General features: G+C 42.4%; 23 protein-coding genes. 19 read left to right on the plus strand and 4 right to left on the minus strand.

Annotated elements, in window-relative coordinates; translation table 11 throughout:
* The first annotated feature begins 27 nt into the window (after positions 1-27).
* From C7B70_RS13485 to C7B70_RS13515, 8 genes are all read left to right on the plus strand, one after another.
* Complete coding sequence (locus C7B70_RS13485; protein ID WP_106369555.1) at positions 28-609, plus strand: Uma2 family endonuclease; 582 nt, start codon at positions 28-30, stop codon at positions 607-609.
* Positions 590-1,099: a hypothetical protein gene (locus C7B70_RS27020; RefSeq protein ID WP_106369556.1), complete on the plus strand. Its 510-nt coding sequence runs from the start codon at positions 590-592 to the stop codon at positions 1,097-1,099. The genes C7B70_RS13485 and C7B70_RS27020 overlap by 20 nt, the downstream gene beginning before the upstream one ends.
* The gene (locus C7B70_RS13495; protein ID WP_106369557.1) at positions 1,096-1,761 is read left to right on the plus strand and encodes a hypothetical protein; all 666 of its coding nucleotides are present in this window, start codon (positions 1,096-1,098) and stop codon (positions 1,759-1,761) included. Before C7B70_RS27020 ends, C7B70_RS13495 begins: the two co-directional genes overlap by 4 nt.
* 120 nt (positions 1,762-1,881) lie before the next feature.
* Positions 1,882-2,115 (plus strand): EF-hand domain-containing protein, encoded by a 234-nt coding sequence (locus C7B70_RS13500; RefSeq protein ID WP_106369558.1) that lies wholly within the window; start codon positions 1,882-1,884, stop codon positions 2,113-2,115.
* 629 nt (positions 2,116-2,744) lie between these two features.
* Positions 2,745-3,272: a hypothetical protein gene (locus tag C7B70_RS13505; protein WP_106369559.1), complete on the plus strand. Its 528-nt coding sequence runs from the start codon at positions 2,745-2,747 to the stop codon at positions 3,270-3,272.
* A 315-nt stretch (positions 3,273-3,587) separates the two neighbouring features.
* The gene (locus C7B70_RS25945; RefSeq protein ID WP_146134044.1) at positions 3,588-3,776 is read left to right on the plus strand and encodes a hypothetical protein; all 189 of its coding nucleotides are present in this window, start codon (positions 3,588-3,590) and stop codon (positions 3,774-3,776) included.
* Positions 3,737-3,985 (plus strand): hypothetical protein, encoded by a 249-nt coding sequence (locus C7B70_RS13510; protein WP_106369560.1) that lies wholly within the window; start codon positions 3,737-3,739, stop codon positions 3,983-3,985. The genes C7B70_RS25945 and C7B70_RS13510 overlap by 40 nt, the downstream gene beginning before the upstream one ends.
* Before the next feature lie 6 nt (positions 3,986-3,991).
* Positions 3,992-4,408 carry a hypothetical protein gene (locus tag C7B70_RS13515; RefSeq protein WP_106369561.1) on the plus strand — a complete coding sequence of 139 codons (417 nt, stop codon included), beginning with the start codon at positions 3,992-3,994 and terminating at the stop codon, positions 4,406-4,408.
* Here the strand turns inward: C7B70_RS13515 and C7B70_RS25950 are convergent.
* Together C7B70_RS25950 and C7B70_RS13520 are read right to left on the minus strand one after the other, a co-directional pair.
* Positions 4,347-4,601, minus strand: a complete 255-nt coding sequence (locus C7B70_RS25950) for a hypothetical protein (RefSeq protein ID WP_146134045.1) — start codon at positions 4,599-4,601, stop codon at positions 4,347-4,349. The two genes, C7B70_RS13515 and C7B70_RS25950, sit on opposite strands and share 62 nt — an antisense overlap.
* Positions 4,602-4,624: 23 nt before the next feature.
* Positions 4,625-4,870: a hypothetical protein gene (locus C7B70_RS13520; protein ID WP_106369562.1), complete on the minus strand. Its 246-nt coding sequence runs from the start codon at positions 4,868-4,870 to the stop codon at positions 4,625-4,627.
* A gap of 570 nt (positions 4,871-5,440) precedes the next feature.
* Here C7B70_RS13520 and C7B70_RS13525 point away from each other — a divergent pair.
* From C7B70_RS13525 to C7B70_RS13570, 9 genes are all read left to right on the plus strand, one after another.
* Positions 5,441-5,674, plus strand: coding sequence for a hypothetical protein (locus tag C7B70_RS13525; protein WP_106369563.1), 234 nt, complete (start codon positions 5,441-5,443; stop codon positions 5,672-5,674).
* Positions 5,675-6,204: 530 nt separating this feature from the next.
* Complete coding sequence (locus C7B70_RS13530) at positions 6,205-6,591, plus strand: hypothetical protein (protein WP_199192255.1); 387 nt, start codon at positions 6,205-6,207, stop codon at positions 6,589-6,591.
* A 304-nt stretch (positions 6,592-6,895) separates the two neighbouring features.
* Entirely contained in the window at positions 6,896-7,969 is a 1,074-nt protein-coding gene (locus tag C7B70_RS13535; protein WP_106369564.1) for an iron ABC transporter substrate-binding protein, read from the plus strand.
* Between the two features lie 32 nt (positions 7,970-8,001).
* On the plus strand, positions 8,002-9,675 hold the full coding sequence (locus C7B70_RS13540; RefSeq protein ID WP_106369565.1) for an iron ABC transporter permease: 1,674 nt from the start codon (positions 8,002-8,004) through the stop codon (positions 9,673-9,675).
* Positions 9,676-9,803: 128 nt separating this feature from the next.
* Positions 9,804-10,541 (plus strand): COG4280 domain-containing protein, encoded by a 738-nt coding sequence (locus tag C7B70_RS13545; protein ID WP_106369566.1) that lies wholly within the window; start codon positions 9,804-9,806, stop codon positions 10,539-10,541.
* A 192-nt stretch (positions 10,542-10,733) separates the two neighbouring features.
* Positions 10,734-13,796: an alkaline phosphatase family protein gene (locus C7B70_RS13550; RefSeq protein WP_106369567.1), complete on the plus strand. Its 3,063-nt coding sequence runs from the start codon at positions 10,734-10,736 to the stop codon at positions 13,794-13,796.
* Between the two features lie 998 nt (positions 13,797-14,794).
* On the plus strand, positions 14,795-15,358 hold the full coding sequence (locus tag C7B70_RS13560; protein ID WP_146134046.1) for a hypothetical protein: 564 nt from the start codon (positions 14,795-14,797) through the stop codon (positions 15,356-15,358).
* A 471-nt stretch (positions 15,359-15,829) separates the two neighbouring features.
* Entirely contained in the window at positions 15,830-16,012 is a 183-nt protein-coding gene (locus C7B70_RS27025) for a hypothetical protein (protein WP_199192256.1), read from the plus strand.
* A 78-nt stretch (positions 16,013-16,090) separates the two neighbouring features.
* The gene (locus C7B70_RS13570; protein ID WP_106369570.1) at positions 16,091-16,762 is read left to right on the plus strand and encodes a hypothetical protein; all 672 of its coding nucleotides are present in this window, start codon (positions 16,091-16,093) and stop codon (positions 16,760-16,762) included.
* 62 nt (positions 16,763-16,824) lie between these two features.
* Here the strand turns inward: C7B70_RS13570 and C7B70_RS13575 are convergent, their stop codons facing one another.
* Complete coding sequence (locus C7B70_RS13575) at positions 16,825-17,799, minus strand: site-specific integrase (RefSeq protein WP_106369571.1); 975 nt, start codon at positions 17,797-17,799, stop codon at positions 16,825-16,827.
* A 244-nt stretch (positions 17,800-18,043) separates the two neighbouring features.
* Here C7B70_RS13575 and C7B70_RS13580 point away from each other — a divergent pair, with 244 nt between their 5' ends.
* Complete coding sequence (locus C7B70_RS13580) at positions 18,044-18,325, plus strand: HU family DNA-binding protein (RefSeq protein ID WP_106369572.1); 282 nt, start codon at positions 18,044-18,046, stop codon at positions 18,323-18,325.
* 21 nt (positions 18,326-18,346) lie between these two features.
* On the plus strand, positions 18,347-19,423 hold the full coding sequence (dinB, locus tag C7B70_RS13585; protein WP_106369573.1) for a DNA polymerase IV: 1,077 nt from the start codon (positions 18,347-18,349) through the stop codon (positions 19,421-19,423).
* An 18-nt stretch (positions 19,424-19,441) separates the two neighbouring features.
* Here dinB and C7B70_RS13590 read toward each other — a convergent pair whose 3' ends face one another.
* On the minus strand, positions 19,442-19,762 hold the full coding sequence (locus C7B70_RS13590; protein ID WP_106369574.1) for a fertility inhibition FinO-like protein: 321 nt from the start codon (positions 19,760-19,762) through the stop codon (positions 19,442-19,444).
* Between the last annotated feature and the right edge of the window lie 75 nt (positions 19,763-19,837).

The following is a 19,837-nucleotide window of genomic DNA, read 5'->3' on the forward strand; positions in this document are numbered from 1 at the left end:
TAATAGATTAAGTTTGGAGTCGCTTACATGAGTTTGAGCAAAACGAAATTTAGCTTGCAAGAGTTTTTAGTAATGCCCATTAGTGGCGATCGCTCTGAATTAGTTAATGGAGAAATTATTACTAAAGTGTCACCATCAAGTCCTCATAGCCGCGCTCAAAAACGCTTGCTTATCCTCCTCAATGATTGGTGCGAACAGACGAATCTTGGTGAGGTCAACCCCGAATGGACTATTACTTTAAAACGTAATGGTGTTGATTGGGCCCCCGTTCCTGACCTCACGTACATTTCCATGAGTCGAATTCCAACGGATTGGGATGGACAAGGTACTTGTCCAGGGATTCCAGAATTAGTTGTCGAAATTATTTCTCCCGGTCAGTCTTTTGGCGAAATGACAAGTAAAGCGACGAGTTATCTACTAGCTGGCATTGATCGGGTTTGGGTAGTAGACAATCAAGCCCAGTCTGTTACCGTTTTTGGCAATAGTGAGTTTCCTCAAACTTTTTGGATTAACGACATAATTTCCGATGAGCTATTGCCAGAACTGGTGGTCGCCGTTGCCGATATATTTAATGGACAACGGAGTGCCAATGCCAGCCAAAGCCAGTGACAAGTGCAGGCAGTGCAGTAAGCTTTCAGTAAAAAGTGCGATCTCGCTTCATGGAACCGAGGGTGATGGCTGCTGGGCAGGAGAGCCTTGCCACAAGCGCCGTACCTATTATAAAAAGCGCGATTTATACAATCGTAATCGTCGCCTTAAGTATCACGGGGACAAGGAATCTGCGGCGCAATTAGAATCAATTAGTATTCCAACGGTTCCGGCGGTTATTGTCTATTTCTACCGCCAGCGTAAGGATGAGCCGCTTCACGCTTTGGCTGTGGAATTGTGGGTAGGACAGCAGAAGAAAGCTACGCGCGAACCTGTCCACACGTTAGGCTGGAAGGAAGCCAATGTCCGGGAATATATCAAAAGTGCGATCACTTCTTTTTCCCAGCAGTACGAAGTAACCATTAACGGCATTGCAGCTACGGTTGAATTAAATCCTCAACTCTGCCCCCTTGCTCCTTGCCCTTTGAAGCTTGGAGAGCAAAGTCAGTGACTCCGAGCTATAAGCAGCTAGAACTGGATTTATGGGGCGACCTTAAAACCGCGCTTAAGACCCCAGAATCCGCCGATATGCAATTGCTTTGGCATTCCTTAGATCAGGCAATCGCTCACTCTGGTAGCAATGAGCAGTTATTAGTGGCTGGAGATGCGATTACTCAGATTGTCGAAGTTTACGTTAAACGCGCTAAGTGTATTTTAGATAGTTTGGAAGTGAACGATGATAGCAGCGAAGGTCCTGTTTTAGATGAGGATTTTTTATCAGGTTTAATGCGCCACTCGATGTCGCTTGATTTGTCAGACTTGATGGAGGAATTCACTTTTGATGTTGAATTAAGTCCCGCCCCTGTAGGTTCGGTGGTATCGGTATTAGATCGCAAAGAAGCTAAGGCAATCGCTCGAAAAGCTAGGGCTGCCATGAGGAAAGCTTTGCAGGAGTTGGCGGAAAAAGAGAATATCCCCAAGTGGCAGCAGGCGATCGCTCACTGGATACAGCAGCACCAAGGTGAAAAGGTCTCTCTGTGGCAACTACAGCAAGCGCTGGGTATGCCTCTAGTGGAGGTTTGGCTGGGGCTGCTGCATTCCCCTACGCCCTATCAGTGGGATGGTCAGGGCGAGTTTTACAGAGAGGCGCGGGATTTTTGGATTAGTAACTGATAGCGATACCCCGATCTAAGCCCCAGCGAACCCCGTTTCTGTATCTAAGGTTATAAGTTTGTTTAATGGGTGAGCTATTAATGCGATATTAAATTGAAAAATCAATTTTGAAACAAACTTATGGCAACCGAGCAAGAGCTTCAATCTCTTTTTGATACCTTAGATGGCGACAAAGATGGCAAAGTGTCCATTAATGAGCTTTTTTTAAGTCCTGGCTTAAGTGCCGTCATCTCATCAGAAACAGGTATCAGTAGCCCCCAGGAGCTACTATCACGGTATGCTTCAGGCTCAGACGGTAGTATCACCTTTGAAGAATTAAAGCAAGCAGTTAAAAATGCAGATAATTTAACCTAGCAGTCAAAAAACCAAATACCCAGTACCTAAAATCCCTCTCTAGCCCATGCCTTGAGGGATTTAAAATTTCTCTGTTGCAACTACAGCAAGCGCTGGGTATGCCACTGGTCGAGGTTTGGTTAGGGCTATTACATTCACCCACGCCTTATCAGTGGGAGGGGCAAAGGGAGTTTTATCGAGCAGCGCAAGATATGTAGGTTTACGTTTAGGGCGCAATCGCTTTGCGGCTGATCTGTTCAGCAGAGGACAATTGAAGAAAACTTGCTCCAATTTGAGCAAGCTATACTAAAGAATCCTCTAGCAGAACTGGATATAGATTACTTCGCCAAGCATACTCTGCTGGATAATTGTTATTTACGTACTCAAGCCAATAGAGGATTTCATCGCCGCCAGCTTCTATCTCATTGATTGAGGCTTTGCGGACAATTTTTGCTTCAGCCCCCTAGGGATAGCTATCGCCCATACAAACAGATGTCCCGATGGGAATTTCATTTTTGCCTTCAGAGTCGTCACTACTCCAACGATTCATCTTGTTCATAAACAATGAATGGCTCTACTGTGCCAATGTAGCTTAATCTAACTTTTGACACTTCTGCTACATTGACAGCATTACTTGTTTGGTACTCCCTATGTCTCGTACAGGTTTTCTGGTTAAACATACACCACAGGTTCACCAAAGCATCCTTGACTTTTATTTACAAAAGGCTAACAGTTTTCGGGCGTACTTTCCAGCAGGGGAAGAGTTAAGTGGCAGCAGACCAGATTTTTTAGCACTTGAGGGAGTGTTTGCACAACCTTGGTCGGGAATGGTAGGCTGCATCGTTGTTGAAGGCACTTTAACGCCAGCAGTAAGAGCGCTCATCCTTGAACGCGGAAATTTTGATGAAGATGGCTGCTATCATCCTTTGCAATTATGGAGCTATGAGTTAGCCAATGAGACTGAAGTGTTACTGCGTGTCGGAGACTTTTCGGTTTGGACAGTTTTCGCTACGCTTTCTGAGCTAAAAAGCTTGGAAAAACAAAAGATTCCCATCAGTGAATGGCAAGAATTTTCCCTTGAACCTGAAGAAGGAGTGACGCTACTCCCAATTGATGAAAGCGACTTAAGGCAAATCACTCAGGCTATTGAGGAAGCGTTTATTCCTAAACATGAATAACTACAAATTTATCAGGGAGCATAAATTAAGCTATTTTTGTTATAAAGCCTATTTAGCATCTTTTTCTGGATGCAACAGCACTAGGGGCATAAAGTTTCTTTAGAACAACTACAGCAATTGCTGGGTATGCCCCTAGTTGAGGTATGGCTAGGGCTGCTACATTCGCCTACGCCTTATCAGTGTGATGGCACGGGGGAGTTTTATCGGGAGACACGGAATTTTTGGATTAGTAATTAGACTTCTTGCCAGAGGTTTACTGCTTAGTACAGCTAGTGCATGATATTACCAAGCAAAAGACTTCAGAGGCTATTAGCAGTGCGCTCAAAATTGCCCTGCTTGAAGTATGATAATCCTGACTTTAAAAAATTATCAGGAGTAAAAAAATCCAACTCTATCGAGCAGTTGCGACCGATGAACGGCTGGATATATATTTCTGGAGAAAATTTTGTACTACTCCAAAATCAATGGTGGGTAAATGGTTCGCTGAAACGGCTCTTGATGTAGCGCAGTGGGGAAGACTTTTTTATCAATGGGGCGGAACACCTTTTTATGTTATCAAAGTTGATGTTCCCGACTGGGTTACAGCACAAATGTTTAGAGTTGCCAATTTAGATAACATTGGTACTGCTCGGTGGGCAAGTGAAGGAGACTTGCTCGATCTGCTCAATTCTACAAATAATGGCATCATAGAGTTAGCAACAATCGCGCTCTAATAACTTGTGGTCACTCAACTAATAGCAACAGCGAGAATACATTGGCTAGACTCGGCTCATGGAGGGCGTTTGGTTCTACCATCTGATCCTATTTATGCTACTACTGGAAGATTTGCCGAGCGAGAAGATGAGCTTTTTAGTGTGATTGTGCGCTTTTCTCTAATGCAATCTGTAGACAGACAGCTATCCCCAGACTTATCAGGCTTTCTACAATCAAAGCAGGGAGAAGACGAGCCACAACGTTTAAATTTAGATGAAGCTAAAATTGGCTTTTTTGCCCCAGAGTTAGTTAAAAATAAACTGTATCCTGGCGTAAAGCTTTTGCTAACCGAAGGACCTCAAGTAGTAGCAGAGTGTGAGATTAAAAAGGTTTTTCAAACCGACTTGACGGCAATAACAAATAATACTCAGCGTCGAGGATAACCAGAGAATTGCGATCGCCAAATCCGAGCAAGTCAAAGTGTAGTTTTGCTTCTGTACCTGTGGCTATATTGTTGATATCTATAGTAAATGTCATCGGCACTCCTAGGGTGAGGATGTCGTTAGACGTGCTGCCCTTAAAGGTGACACAAGGAATTATTAGATAAGCTGTGCCGTCCTGTTGAATATTAAACAAGGCATTGCTCTTCTCGACTAACTCTAGTTACTCTCAAGCGAGTGTTCACCAATTCTTAACTGTGTTTTACCACGCTCAAGTTGTTGCCATAAAGAATGAATCTTTTGGTATGACTCTTCTGGCGAGAGCTTCCCGGCTGTTTCCAAGTTACAGATGTAGCCCACTGCTGTCGCAAATTCCTGTAAATTAGTATTAAAAACCAAGTTCTCTGGTTTAACTTGACCATAGTAACGGCTGTGCGAGTGTAAGAAGTCAAATTTATTAGCCATAGCTAACTCCCAATTTGTTTCACATTTTCTGATTAAAATTCCATTAAACCGCCTAGAGTTGTGTCACAGGAAGATTAAATACTTTTAAGATTATCATAACCTCCAAACACTTAGATTAAGACTAGGTTAAGTTAAAGTTAATATGTATTGAACGATATAAAATTATTCACACTTGTGCTTAATACAATACTATAGGATTGCTTAAGTTAACTTAATTTAAGCAGCGAGAGATCGCTGCTTTCTACCACTACCCCACCCGGTTCAGGTTACATTGCCATTGCTTCTTTTAAAGGCGTGTTCAAGTGGTCAAGTAGTTATTTCTAATAACAATTGTCTGTCTAACGAGAGGTTTACCAAAGAGCAATCTTAAATATAAAGAAGATAATATCTAGTTGACAGTCGTTAATCGCGACTAGATTTTATGAAGTCAAACAATGGAGATTTACCTAGAGCAACAGTGATAAACAATCAACAGGGTTTAAATAGCTCAGTCTCTAGTCTTAAACAATCTATGGATTCTCCTGGTCGAGGATACAGACAACTGCAAACAATTTTATTACTACCTGGCTCATGACTGAAGATGTATTGAGTCAAGCTAGTGCCTGGGGATTTGATTGTAACTCGGAAGATGATGGAAATTGGCAGATTTTACCCCAACAAAAAAATGAAAGGTGGAAGTTGCAATTAATAGGAGATAGATGGTTGTTGAGTGTCAGTAATGTCCCTCAAATTAGTTTACATCCACATGAAGTAATAGCTTTTTTAGAGCTTCGTCATTATTCCTTAAAACGTAGCACGAGCTAAGACTTTAACTTGTAAGTTTGAATATTTGGCTGCTAGTGCTAACTTTTTTAGGTTATTTAATTTCCTAATTTCCAGCATATTTTCCAGAATAGCAACTTGCCGAGCAATGAATAATGGAATAGCTCTAAAAACTAAGGCAGAACCAGCATTTCAAGCTTTTGTACTCTTAAAACTTGTTTATAAAACCCATTTGACATCTAAGAGGGAGTTGATCTGAGATAGGAGTAAATTAGTACCACTTCGCTCTTAAGACTGTCTCTGGATTTTAGCTATCGTCCGTTTTGCTCGGCTAACGTCTACTAACTATGATTAGCAGATGTAAATTGACTCAAAAAAGGTTCTAAATCTGCTAATGCCACTCAAAACTTCCTAATTTTATGGCGGCTTCGGTAAGTGGCACTTTTTTCCAGTTATTTAGGCTCGACTCCGATATATCCTAAATTACTCGCCGCCGTATTCCGACGGTAGACATCATTGTCAATACCAAGTAAGGTCTTCTTATTTTAAACGAGGACTTTTTATCGGGTTTGATGCACCAGTCGATGTCGATTGATTTATCGGACTTGATAAAAGAATTTACTTTTGAGGTTGAACCCACTGCCGTTAGTGCGGGTTCGGTAGTATTAGTAATAGACCGCAAAGAGGCTAAGGCAATTGCTCGAAAAGCTAGGGCTGCTATGAGAAAGGCTCTGAAGGAGTTGGCAGAACAAGAGAACATTCCTAAGTGGCAGAGTGCGATCACGCTCTGGATTAATCAGCACCAAGGGGAGAAAGTTTCCTTGCAACAACTACAGCAAGCATTGGGTATGCCATTGGTAGAGGTTTGGCTAGGGCTGCTGCATTCGCCTACGCCTTATCAGTGGGACAGGCAAGGGGAGTTTTATCGGGATGCGCGAGATATTTGGATCGGCAATTGATGGAGATACAGTTAGATATACTTAACAAATACTTTGACTTAGTTATCACCTCTGACTTTGATATATGCTTTATCTACTCATATTTCTTTGTATGAGATCCCAAATGCTTTCCATAGCTCGGAGTCGAGGGTAAGTCCACTCATTAGTTATACCAAATTGATAACAAATTTTATAGCGTAATTTTCAGAAATTAAATAAATGACAAATCAAACTTAATCAAATATTAACTCACTTACATTCTCCTCTATCATATTGTTCTGCCTATATGCATAAACAATTGCGACGGATTTTAAAAGGCACAGCTATGTTTAGAAGGAACAAATGGTTTACTTTTGGATTGAGATTTTTGTCTGTCTCTAGCTTATCGCTAATTGTCGCAGCCTGTGATGTTACCCAATCTCAACAGCCAAGTTCTACAAGTAGCAGCCAAAAACCAGTCACATCTTCAACTACCGCACAAACACTAACAATTTATTCAGGACGGGAAGAGAAAATAATAGGTCCCCTAATTGAAAAAGCTAAGAAGGATTTGGCAATGAATATTGAGGTGCGCTATGGCGATTCAACGGAATTAGCGCTCGCATTGATAGAAGAAGGTAACAATAGCCGCGCTGATATATTTTATGCTCAGGATGCTGGCGCTTTGGGAGCTTTAGCTGAAGAAAACCGCACTTTAACTATCCCTGAACAGTTACTAAACAAAGTCGATAAGCAATTTCGCTCTCCTACCGGGCAATGGACTGGTATTTCTGGACGAGTTCGCGTTATTGACTACAATACCAAGCTCGTCAAGCCTAGTGAACTCCCTACCTTGGTCATGCAACTAACAGCACCAAAATGGCGTAATAAAGTTGGTTGGGCAACCACTAATGGTTCTTTCCAATCTTTTGTAACCGCCATGCGAGTGTTGGAGGGCGATCGCAAAACATTGGAGTGGTTGAGGGGAATGAAAGCCAATGGAGTTAAAAACTATAGTAGTAACTCTGCAATTGTTGAAGCCTTGGGTAGGGGAGAAGTTGCCTTGGGGCTAGTTAATAATTATTATCTGTACCGATTTACTAAAACTAATCCTAGCTTCCCTGTGGCTGTCCATCATACGCGGGGTGATGCAGGAGCATTAATGAATTCAGCAGGTGTAGCTGTGTTGAATACAACTGACCAAAAAAGTGATGCAGAAAAGTTTGTTGCCTATATGCTCAGTCCAGAGGTGCAAAAATACTTTACTCAAGAGTTTTACGAATATCCTCTAGTACAAAATATCCCGGCATCACAAGAGCAAGTTTCGCTTGAGCAGCTTAATCCTCCGCAGATTGATCTAAACAAGTTAGCGGATGTGAAAGAGACACTCTCTTTACTTCAAGAGGCGGATGTATTGTAACTAGAAGCAAGGAGCTAACAGCAAGTGACGATATGCAATCTAAAGTTACAAAAACTTATAAGCTACCAGCTACAAAAACTCACAAGCCACCTATGTTCCTCGTGTTGATGGCTACACTTACTGGTGTAGCCATCGCACTGCCATTAACTTATTTGGTTATCTGTACAGTTGCTATTAGTCGGGAACAGCTATGGACTTTAGGATCCCGTCCTCGTACGCTTGTAGTGTTACTCAATAGTGCGGTAATAGCAGTAGCTGCTCCATTATTTTCAGCATTAATTGCTGTACCTCTTGCCTTTTTAACATTACGGACAGATTTGCCGTGGCGGCGTTTTTGGCTAATTGCTACAACTTTACCTCTGGCAATTCCTGATTATGTGGGTTGTTTTGCCCTAATTGCTGCCTTTGGCCCAAAAGGTAGCTTGTTGCAGCTATTGTTAGAACCGTTAGGTGTGCAGGAAATACCAGAAATCTATGGCTGGACTGGCGCGCTTCTAGCAATTACTTTGTTCACCTACCCTTATTTGCTCCTAAGTGTTCAAGCTGGGTTGCAGGGAATTGACCCGGCTCTGGAGGAAGCTGCCCAAGGTTTAGGTTGTAACCAGCGTTCAATATTTTTTCGGATTATTCTGCCGCAGCTACGCCCATCACTCATAGCAGGGGGATTACTAGTATCAATGTATGCTTTGCAAGATTTTAGCGCAATGACACTAATGCGGTTTGATGCGTTCACACGGGTAATTTTTCTACAATACAGGTATACTTTTGACCGCAATCAAGCAGCTGCGTTAGCTTTGATGTTAGTGAGTTTAGTCTTACTACTTCTATGGCTAGAGTATAAAACGCGCTCTCAAGCTACTTATTACAGTCGTAGCAATAAATTCTACCGCTCTCAACCATTAGTCCACTTGGGAGCTTGGAAAGTGCCTGCACTATTATTTTGCTTTACTGTAGTTAGCCTTGGCTTATTCTTACCGTTTGGTGTCACACTGTTTTGGTTAGTGCGAGGACTAACAGGTAATGGGGTAGATGAAATGATATCCTTACACAAGATAATGCAATTAACGTGGCACTCCATCTGGGCGGCAGGACTAGCAGCAACGATTTCAACTCTATGTTCACTGCCAGTCGCAATCCTAGCAGTGCGATTTCCTAGCCGAATCACTACAGCAATCGAGCGTTGTTGTTACATCGGCTTTGGATTGCCAGGACTTGTGGTTGCTCTATCTATAGTATTTTGGGGAGCAAATTACTTACCTTGGTTATATCAAACGCTGCCAATGCTCGTGTTTGCTTATTTAATACTGTTTCTTCCTCAATCTGTAGGATCTGTGCGAAGCTCCCTGCTTCAAGTCAATCCTCAAATCGAAGAAGCTGCTCAGAGTTTAGGCAGAACTCCTTGGCAAACTTTGAGAGAGATTACTTTGCCTTTGGTACACCCAGGAGTAGTGAGTGGAGCAGCTTTAATATTTCTGACAGCGATTAAAGAGTTGCCAGCAACGCTGCTATTGGCTCCAATTGGTTTTAATACACTCTCTGTGCATATTTGGAAAGCCACCGAGAATGTCTCTTACAGTGATGCTGCGGCTGGATCATTCGTCATGCTGGTGATTTCGATTAGCTCAATGTTATTGGTGTTATCTCAAAATAGCATCAAAGAACTAAGTCCAGATGTACAACGCAGTCTTCAACGGGAAGTTGATTAAAGAAAACTTGTTTGTTTTTGTTATCAAATCATTTATAAAAATTATTTATAAATGATTTGATAACCGATTGGTAAATATTAATTTTTTGTAACTCAACTAAAAACCATAGCTTAAAGGAACTAAACTTCATGAACTGGGAAATTTTTTTGGCTAGTTTTACAGGGTCTTTAATTGAATTATTAGAGATTCTGGGAGTAGCTATAGTTGTTGGTAGAGTGACAGGTTGGCGTAACGCCTTAGTTGGCTCAGGCATTGGTATTGGTGTGACTGTAATTGCCGCACTTATCCTAGGCAAAAGCTTAATACTGATTCCTATACAAATTCTTGAGATTATTGCTGGAGCCGTCTTGCTTGCTTTTGGGCAAAAATGGACTCGCTCAGTAGTCAAGTATTATGGTGGCATTCTTAAGCCAAAGGATGATGAAGACGAGCAGTTACAGAAAGAACTGGAACAAGAGGGGATAAAATCAGGTTGGAACTGGTTTGCTGTCGTAGCCACCTTCAAGAGTGCGCTGTTAGAAAGTGTAGAGATTGCAATAGCAATCGTCACTTTGGGGGTTACCGCAGGAAAATGGTATGAAGCCATAGGTGGCACTTCCCTTGCCGCCATTGGGTTGGTCTGCTTCGCATTTCTGTTTAGAGTCCCGCTCAACCAAGTGCCTATCAAGCCAATGAAATTTGTGGCAGCTATGCTCCTGATGGGATTTGGTACTTACTGGCTTGGCGAAGGACTTAATGTTCGCTGGTCAACAGGTAGCTGGACTATTATTTGGTTACCGCTAATCTGGGGTTCATTTATGGCTGGTTGTGCCGCGCTTCTACGCTGGAGAATTATGTTGCAAAAACAGCAAGAAATAATCGGGTAAGGACTTTAAGATTTCTTTTGTTATTCATTGGTTCTCCTTTAGAACAAACAAGTTTAGTCATCATAATTCATTGCCTAGTCTAAAGTTGAAGGTTAAATAAAGAAGAAGGTAACCTAAACTTATCTTCTTCTTAATAAACTCGTGGGATTATCTACTTGAATAAGGCAACAATTTGATTTTTAACGAGAACAAATGCAACCTTTCAAGTATAAAAACTTCAAGCGTAAGCAATATTTCCTCCTAAGTCTGCTCATAACAGCAGGAATAATTGTATTAAGTATTCAATCAATCAGTGCCAGAACTACTAACCCTGTAGGGAACTTTGCCGATAGCGGAGCTTTACTACCCACAGGACAAGTGATTACACCCGCCTCTGCTCCCGGCTCAACTTTTGCGCGTTTAGCTACTGGTTTGCGCTCGGATGGAACCGCCGATGCTGCCGAAGCTGTCTCAACGGCTCTCAGTCCCGATGGTAAAACTTTGCTAGTTTTAACTAGCGGCTACAACCAAAACTTTAAGAATGAAACTACTGGGGCAAACATTACCTACCCAGTTTTAGACCCAGTGACTGGTCTACCTAGCAGTGTAGTAGACTCATCGACGGGTGAGCCGATTACAACCCGCAAAGCCGAATGGGTGTTTGTCTACGATGTTAGTAGCGGTAGCTTAGTCAAACAGCAACAAATTAATATCCCCAATACTTACAACGGTTTGGCTTGGTCGCCAGATAACCAAAACTTCTATGTATCCGGCGGCATAGACGATCGCATATATGTTTATACTCGCCAAACTAATCAGTACGTCCCTCAAGCTCCATTCATTCTACTAGGTCACAACTCCGACCAGACTGCACCCTTCCCTGAGTATGATGGCGGTCTATTAAAAGATACCGAAGCTTCGGCCGCATCAACTGGAGCAGTTGTAGCAGGCGTTGCCGTGAGTCGCGACGGTAAAACCTTAGTGGCAGCAAACTTTGAGAACGATTCAGTTTCCGTAGTTGATACCGCAACGCGCCAAGTCCTTAAAGAAATCAAATTTTTTGTAGCTGGTGGCAAAGTAGCAACAGGGGAATTTCCTTTTGATGTTGCGATTAGAAACACAAATACTGGTGCTGCTGCCAAAGCTTTTGTTAGCAGTCAGCGCGATGATGAAGTGTTAGCTGTTGACTTATCTAGTGGGGCAATTACTCGCATACAGGTAGGCAGTCAACCTAACAAAATATTGCTTTCAGCAGATGAAAGCCGTTTGTATGTAGCAAACGGCAATAGCGACTCCATTTCGGTCATTGACACCAACTTAAATAAAGTGGTGCAAATTATCTCTTTATCCAGACCGCGCGATAAGTACAAAGGTGCTAATCCCAACTCCTTAGCTTTCAGTCCTCAAGGGCAGACTCTTTTTGTGACTTTAGGTGGCGAAAATGCAGTAGCTGTCGTTGATTTAAAAAATGGGAGAGTAGTCGGACGCATCCCCACAGGTTGGTATCCAAACTCGGTTAGTGTGAGTCAAGACGGCAGCAGACTGTATGTAGTTAATGCTAAGAGTAATTCTGGCCCTAACCCTTCTAATAACCGCACTACGGAGGCGGGGACGGCGCGGAACACTAATTTTAGAAATGATTACACTTGGGCTTTAGAAAAAGCGGGAATTTCAGTAATTCCTGTTCCTAGTCGTAGAACCCTAGATAGTTTATCTCAGCAAGTAGATAAAAATAATGGGTTTGCCAACCGCCGTCAATACCCAATGATGAATTTTCTCCGCAATAAGATCAAGCACGTTATCTATGTAGTCAAAGAAAATCGCACCTATGACCAAGTTTTGGGCGACTTAGAGCGCGGTAATGGAGATCCGGCACTGACTTTATTTCCAGAGCAGATTTCACCCAATCATCACAAGTTAGCCTCAGAATTTGGCATTTTTGACAATTTCTATGACAGTGGCGAATCTAGCGGAGTTGGTTGGAATTGGTCTACCTATGGTCGCACTACCGACTACGCCGAAAAAACTCAATCAGTGCTTTATGGAAACGCTAATTTTAATGGCTTAACTTATGACTACGAGGGAACTACCCGCAACGTTAATCCAGCATTAGCGCAAACTTCTAGCACTCCATCCCAGATAAATACGCGCTTAACAGGACTATTAGATCCTTCGGGCAATTCTTCAATTTTGCCTGGAGATAAAGATGTCAATGCTCCAGAAGGAGACGGCGAACTAGACCAAAAATCGATTGGTGGTTATCTTTGGGATTCAGCGTTACGTGCTGGTAAAACGGTGAGAAATTATGGTTTCTTTATCGATCTCACATATTATGATACGACGCAAGCTGATCCAACCAAGAGTGATCCAACTAACCCCTTGTACATCCCGATTTCTCCTACGCCTTTTACAGATGAGATTCCTCAAGCACCTGTCACAAAAAAAGTGCTGCTAGATAAAACCGATATCTACTTCCGGGGATACGACCAGAAACATCCAGATATTTATTTGTTCAACGAGTGGCTGCGCGATTACACTCAAAATGGACTGCCTAGCTTAACGCTGCTAAGACTGCACCATGACCACTTTGGCAATTTCAATAATGCTGTAGCTGGGTTAAATACTGCCGAATTACAAATGGCTGATAATGATTATGCTTTAGGATTGCTAGTTGAAAAAATTTCTAGGTCTCCTCAGTGGAAAGAGACAGCGATTGTCGTCATCGAAGATGACTCTCAAAATGGGCCAGACCACGTAGATTCCCACCGCTCTTTGGCTTATATAATTTCGCCTTATAGCAAGCGAGGCGAACTTATTAGCACTAACTACAACACTGTTAGCGTTCTCAGAACTATGGAAGATTTATTAGGGATAAACTACGTCGGCATAAACGATGCTAATGCCGAGCCAATGGTAGATGCTTTTACGAGAAGACCTAACTTTAAGCCTTACAAAGCTGTTATTCCTGGAAATTTGTGTACTACACCTGTAGATCCCAATCTCGTTCCCGCTTGCAAAGATCCTCAAGCTGTGAAAACCGCAGCAATGCCTTTGTTGCGCGATCGCCAGTGGTGGACAAAAGCAACAGTAGGTTTCAATTTTGAAGTAGAGGATAAGGTTGATAGCGAGGCATTTAATCGCGTTTCGTGGGCAGGAATTAAAGGCGATAATGTGCCTTATCCCACCAAGCGTAGTCAGGCAGATTTACGCCAAAATCGCGCTCAATTGTTAGAGAAAAGGAGTTCAAGCGAAGTTTTATCTATTAACTCCAAATAGATTGACCGATTTTTGATAAGTAAGCTTAGAAACAATATCTCAGCTTACTTATCAATCTTTCAAGGCTATTGACTATCTGTAACGTAAGCGTTGCCTGTTCCTCGCCTAAATTGAGATTTGGCGATACGACTACCCAGGTTACTCTTCGCAGACGAATTTTTACCACACAATTTTTGTAAATCTAACGTTGTGCTATCAGCCATTTGTATGTAGCAGAGTGGCTTATCAGCTTGCGAATTTTCTACTTTTGGATATTTATAGTTTGGAGATATTGGAGCGCTAAATGTAGGTGAAATAATTGTACCGAGTGTGAAGCATACCCCTAGGCTAGTAACTAAGCAACACCATTTCAACATAATTTGAATCTCTTTGGTTAGTTCAACGATGTTATTATTTCATGAATACATCTGAATTGGATAAGTAGTGATAACTAATAAAAACATCTTTGAAGTCAAAAATGAAGGCTTAACTTAGTGTGTGATTGGTAGAACAAAAGATGATTTACTACCCTAAGCTCGGTAATAAAAAGAAAAAACGGACTAAAACTTGAAAAAGCTTGTAATGTATATCTTTTACCCTTTATTTTTTACCATCAGAGTTTACTTATAGCCGTTTTGCCCAAAGCCTTATCTAACGCAGGTTCTAAGTTTTACTCTCCTGAAAGTGACAAAAGAGGGGTAAGTGCAAGCATTTGAATTTAAGGATATTTATTAAACGATTAGCTTACCAAACAGTCTGTTTTCTGCTTGTCAATACTGCTCTATGAGTGAATTGAAGCTTTTACCAATTGAAATTTAGGCAGAAACAACCTGAAGCTGATATTTCCTGATTTAGAGTATTACTTTTATTACCTAAACCCCAGTACCTCATCAAAACTTGTTTCCTAAAGCAGATAATACTTTGCTTAAATACAAAGAATTAATTTATCTTTATCTTGTCCTTAACTATTAACCACTATCAATTAAGTATGTATGTGTTAAGTTGTGTTCTTTTAAGCAATGCTAAAAAACTTGTCTCAAAAAATGATTGTTAGGGCGATTAGTGTAGTTACTGCTATAGCAGTAATTTCTGCTCCAGATCCTTCAAAAGCAGCTGTTTTTTTCTATAATGTCACAGTCAATGATGCTGCCGGTAAAGCCACTGGCATGGGTTCCTTCACTTACGATGACTCAGATCCGAGAATTATTACTCCTTCAGGAGATACATTAAAGGTTTCTAGCCTAGACTTTTCTTGGTTAGGTAAAGTTTACACTGCAGCTGATGACTCACGACTTGACTTAACTCCCGACCTTTCTCCAGCTATATATGTTAAGCAAGGAACTTCAAATTTTTTAAACGCTCTAGATTTTGTCGTTGATACTCCCAATCAACTATTCGCGTTCGAGCCTACATTTAATGGAGCTAGTGGATCTACGTCCTTTTCAGCTTTTTCACCTCAAAATGCTTCTTATAGGGCAGGGACAGTAACTTTTACTGCCGTTCCCGAGCCTAATAGTATTCTCGGGTTAAGCGTCTTCAGTCTTGGTGTTCTACTTATGCTGAAGAAGAGGGGTATATTATAGATCAGTCATTTGTCCCCTAAATTGGTAAATCACACTTGTACCTGTCGACAAATAATCTAATGACTAAATCGTGCATAACCTCCATAGCGCCTTAGCAAAGGGTGGGACAGACTGCTCTCTGTTGCTAAGCCCAAAGCTTGGAGGTTAGGTCTGCTCTTTGAGCAGTTATAGTCCCTAAATGATGAGTACACCCAAATTTAGTTGAAGTAGTTGACAAGCAAGCGCGAATTTATTTATCACTAAAATCTTTATCTAAAGCAGACTCCAGGTCTTACTCTCCTGAAAGTGACAAATAAGGAATATGCTGCGCCGCACTAGACTATATTACCGCGCTGCTTTATTGCTGCAATCTGCCAATCTGTCTCTCCATGAGTGCTGCCTGCGTGGAACTACTACGCTACCTCCTCTGCAATGCCTGCCTCTGCACAACTTGAGTACCAGGCGATTTAGCGCAAGCGTGAGGAGACTTTTTTGCTTGCTTTTGACCAAATCAAAGCTTTTTCTGGTATCAGCGCCGATGAAAATATCATCGACTATCTTTTGGGTGCTTATTTATTGTCTCCCCGCTTGCCAGAAATTTCCGATAACTACTGGCTTGCTCCCTCCAACTGGCATTTGCAAACTTTGCCGAAAACATCTAGAACTACCAGATAACATTTTTATAGTTGCTACTAACAAGGGCATAATAGTGAGTAATACTTTACACTTATTCAACTCAAGTTACTCTTTACGGTGCAAAACTCCTCCATTTCTTCTCCTACATCTAATTCCATCGTTGCCAAACTTTTAGAAATTGATACTGACTTAGCAGCACAAGAAGCTGAGGTAGCGGCTCAACTTCAGTCCATTCAAGAAAAACGCCACAGTCTCAAAAACGTCATTAGCCTATTTCCTCCTGGAGATACTGCCGTTCCTACACCTGTAGTAATATCAACCCCAGTTGTTGAAGAACAAGCAGAACCCCCTGTTCCAGAAGTGGCAACTCCAGAATTAGAAGATACAACGATAGATACTACCGAAGCTGCGCCCTCCACTCAAAAGCAACAAGGTAAGAAAAATATATCTTCTTCTACCAGCAAGTCAAATAAGAAATCCGCACCTACCAAAGAGGCAAGCAAAGAAGCAGATACTTGGCAGCAGTATGTGAAAGAAGACTTTATCAACGCTAGTCTAGCGGAAGCTGTCGCTGAAGTTATGCAACAGCAACAAGAGCAGGTATTAGAAATTACTATAATATTAGAGACTATCTTCGCCCAGGAAATGCCACAAGAGTTAAGAAGTAAGGCGCGAGAACGTGTCTCGAACGTCCTATCTGTTGGCGTAAAGAAAGGAAAGTGGTATCGAGGACAAGCAGGTAGGTACAGTATGTCCAAAGCAGCAGTGGTGGATGATTTAATTGCATAAAAAACTGGTAGCCCTATAGACTTAGAGCGACGTTACCGTAGCGTACTCACGCAGTGCTTGAATTATTCATCATAAGGAATGTGCAATAATTCTGTAGCTTGGCGTTTGGCTGCCTCACCTCTACGGTCATACTTAGCTGTAGTCATGGGATTGGCATGACCTGCTAATTGGGAAACCGTTACTAAGTCGGCTCCCGCGTCTAACAAATTAGAAATAAATGTGCGGCGGCAATCATGGGGAGAAAAGGAATCTACCCCACTTTGCTTTGCCCGTTTCTGAAGAATATATAATACTGATTGGTCAGTCAAGCGTCGCTCCATCACCCGATGACCCTTACTAACTGGATATAATAAAGGACCTGCTTTAACTCCTCTAACTTTTAGCCAAGCTGACACCGCCTTCATCCCACTACTAGGCAGGTACACCGTCCGATCTTTACCACCTTTGCCACCGCGCACCTTGATTGCACCACTACTGGGGTCAAAATCGCTTAAGTCTATAGACACTACCTCCTGCCTCCTCACCCCCGAACCCAAGAGGATAATAAATAGCGCCGAGTCTCTCCTTCCAGCAGCAGTCAAATCAGTCTTCATAACTTGCAGAATTGCGGCAATCTCGGCAGGCTTTAGCGCTCTACCCCGTAATTCCTTAGTAAATCTAACATTTTCAATATCCACCGCGTCTGTATAATCGCTTGGCGACATTAATTTGAGTTTCTTAGCTTCTTTTAACACTCGGCGCAGAGCGCACAGCATTTGATTGACCGTTGAGGGAGCAAACTTCTCTACCAATACCGCTCTTATTGCTGCTGTATGATAATAACGCAATTGGCTCCAGTCTAAGGTGAGGCGATCGCACTGCCCTTGGGTGAGGAGATTAGCAATCAGGTCTAAGTTCCGCCCCATCGTTTGCCGTGACTTAGGACGCAACTGAGAAAGGTACACGGCGGCTGGATGTTGAGCAAGACTTTGTGGCTGCAATAGTTGCAGGTCGTGGGGGAAAAATTTTGTTTCAAGGGCATCATCAGCCTTACTCATCACAAACAAAAAAAACGCGAGCGCCTGCTTCTACAATAGCTCGTAGCGGCATGAGCGCAGCGTTACTTATTCAAACTATGATTATCAAAAGTAAGTTTGAGCGCAAAGAAGATAGCTTGTAACCAACCTGCTACAGAAGCTAAAAAGTACAATCAACTCTAATAAGATGAAAATATTTTAGAGTAGTACGCTTGCACTCTCTAACACCTACGAATAAAATAGCAACGGTGTTGAGAGAAATATTATGAACAAGGGCGAATTGGTTGAGGCGATCTCGCAGAAAATCAGTGTCAGCAAACAAGAAGCTGATACGATCCTGACTACCATGTTAGAAGAAATTATGGTAGCAGTTGCAGGCGGGAGCAAAGTAACTTTTGTCGGCTTTGGCTCCTTTGAGCCACGCGAACGCCAAGCCCGTGAAGGACGTAACCCCAGCACAGGTAAATCAATTGCTATCCCAGCAACTCGCGTCCCTGCTTTTTCTGCGGGCAAGTCGTTTAAGGACAAGGTTGCTCTAGGTAAGTAAGCATTAGTTTTAGGCGTGAGAATGAATAAAGATAGGAAGATTGTTCACGTTGATCTTGATGCTTTTTATGCCTCGGTTGAACAACGCGACAATCCTCACTATCGAGGTAAACCCCTTGTAGTCGGTGGATTGCCCCAACAGCGCGGTGTAGTAGTTGCTGCCAGCTACGGGGCTAGGAAGTTCGGTATCCATTCTGCCATGCCCTCTTACCTCGCCCTACAAAAATGTCCGACTCTGGTCTTTGCCCCACCTCGCTTCGAGGTCTATCGCAGCCTTAGTACCCAGATTCATGCTATCTTCAAGCGCTACACGGATTTAGTAGAACCTGTAGCCCTCGATGAAGCATACCTTGATGTCAGCCAAAATAAACTAGGGCTGCCTTACGCTACGACCATTGCCAAACAAATCAAAGCAGCTATCCTCTCAGAGACTAACCTAACGGCAAGTGCAGGCGTTTCTGTAAATAAGTTCCTAGCAAAAATGGCATCAGGCATGAATAAGCCCAATGGACTAACGGTGATTCTACCCGAACACGCCGCAGATTTTGTCGCCGCCCTACCTATTGAGAAGTTTCACGGCATTGGACAAGTTACTGCTACCAAAATGCACAATTTGGGAATTCATACTGGGGCAGACCTCAAGCAATACAGCCAAACCGATTTAGTGCGTCACTTCGGCAAGGTAGGACATTTCTATTACCTGATTGCTAGGGCAGAAGATCACCGGATAGTCGAGCCTAACCGTCTCCGCAAATCAGTTGGTGCAGAAACTTCGTTCACTCAGGACTTAGACGATCCACAGGTAATGCTGCTTGAACTAGAAACTATCGCTCAAACCCTCCAACATCGATTAGAAAGCCACCAAGCTCTGGGACGCACAATCACCTTAAAAGTCAAGTTTGCAGACTATCAGCAAATCACGCGCAGTAGAACTATAAGTAATGCTGTTGGCGAGGCGAGGACAATTAGCCAGGTAGCAAAAGAACTATTAGTAGCGATTTCGCTGGAGGGGCGCAGCGTCCGGTTGTTAGGCATCTCCTTATCTAATCTCGACGGAGCCACTGAACCAAAACCAGTTCAATTATGCTTATTTGAATAAACTGCTAAGGCTTCTAGCTCAACTAGCCGCACTAACAACAGGTGCTGCCCCTTCTTTCGGTTCTTTTGGCTTTTTCTCAAAGGTCTGCACGTTCGGCTCCTTGAGTACAAAACCCGAATCTGTCTTCTCCCCCATCATTCCAGAAATCGCTGCTACCCACATCGGATAGTTCTCCTGGGCTTGCTCTAACTTTTTGAATATCTTAGGCTTGAGGCTGACAGTAACTATTTGTTCGCCTGTATCAATATCAAACTGCTTACAGCCATTTTCAACTGTCTGTACGTCTACTGGAAATTCGTTAATTTTGATAGTTAACTCTAGTTTTCCTGGTGTAGGCATGGCTGATCTCCTGTGACGTGACACTCTCTTCCTTATAGCATTACTACTAATAGGTCTGTTATAGCTAAATGCCGA

This window comes from Chlorogloea sp. CCALA 695 (genome assembly GCF_003003885.1).
Lineage (GTDB): Bacteria > Cyanobacteriota > Cyanobacteriia > Cyanobacteriales > Chroococcidiopsidaceae > Aliterella.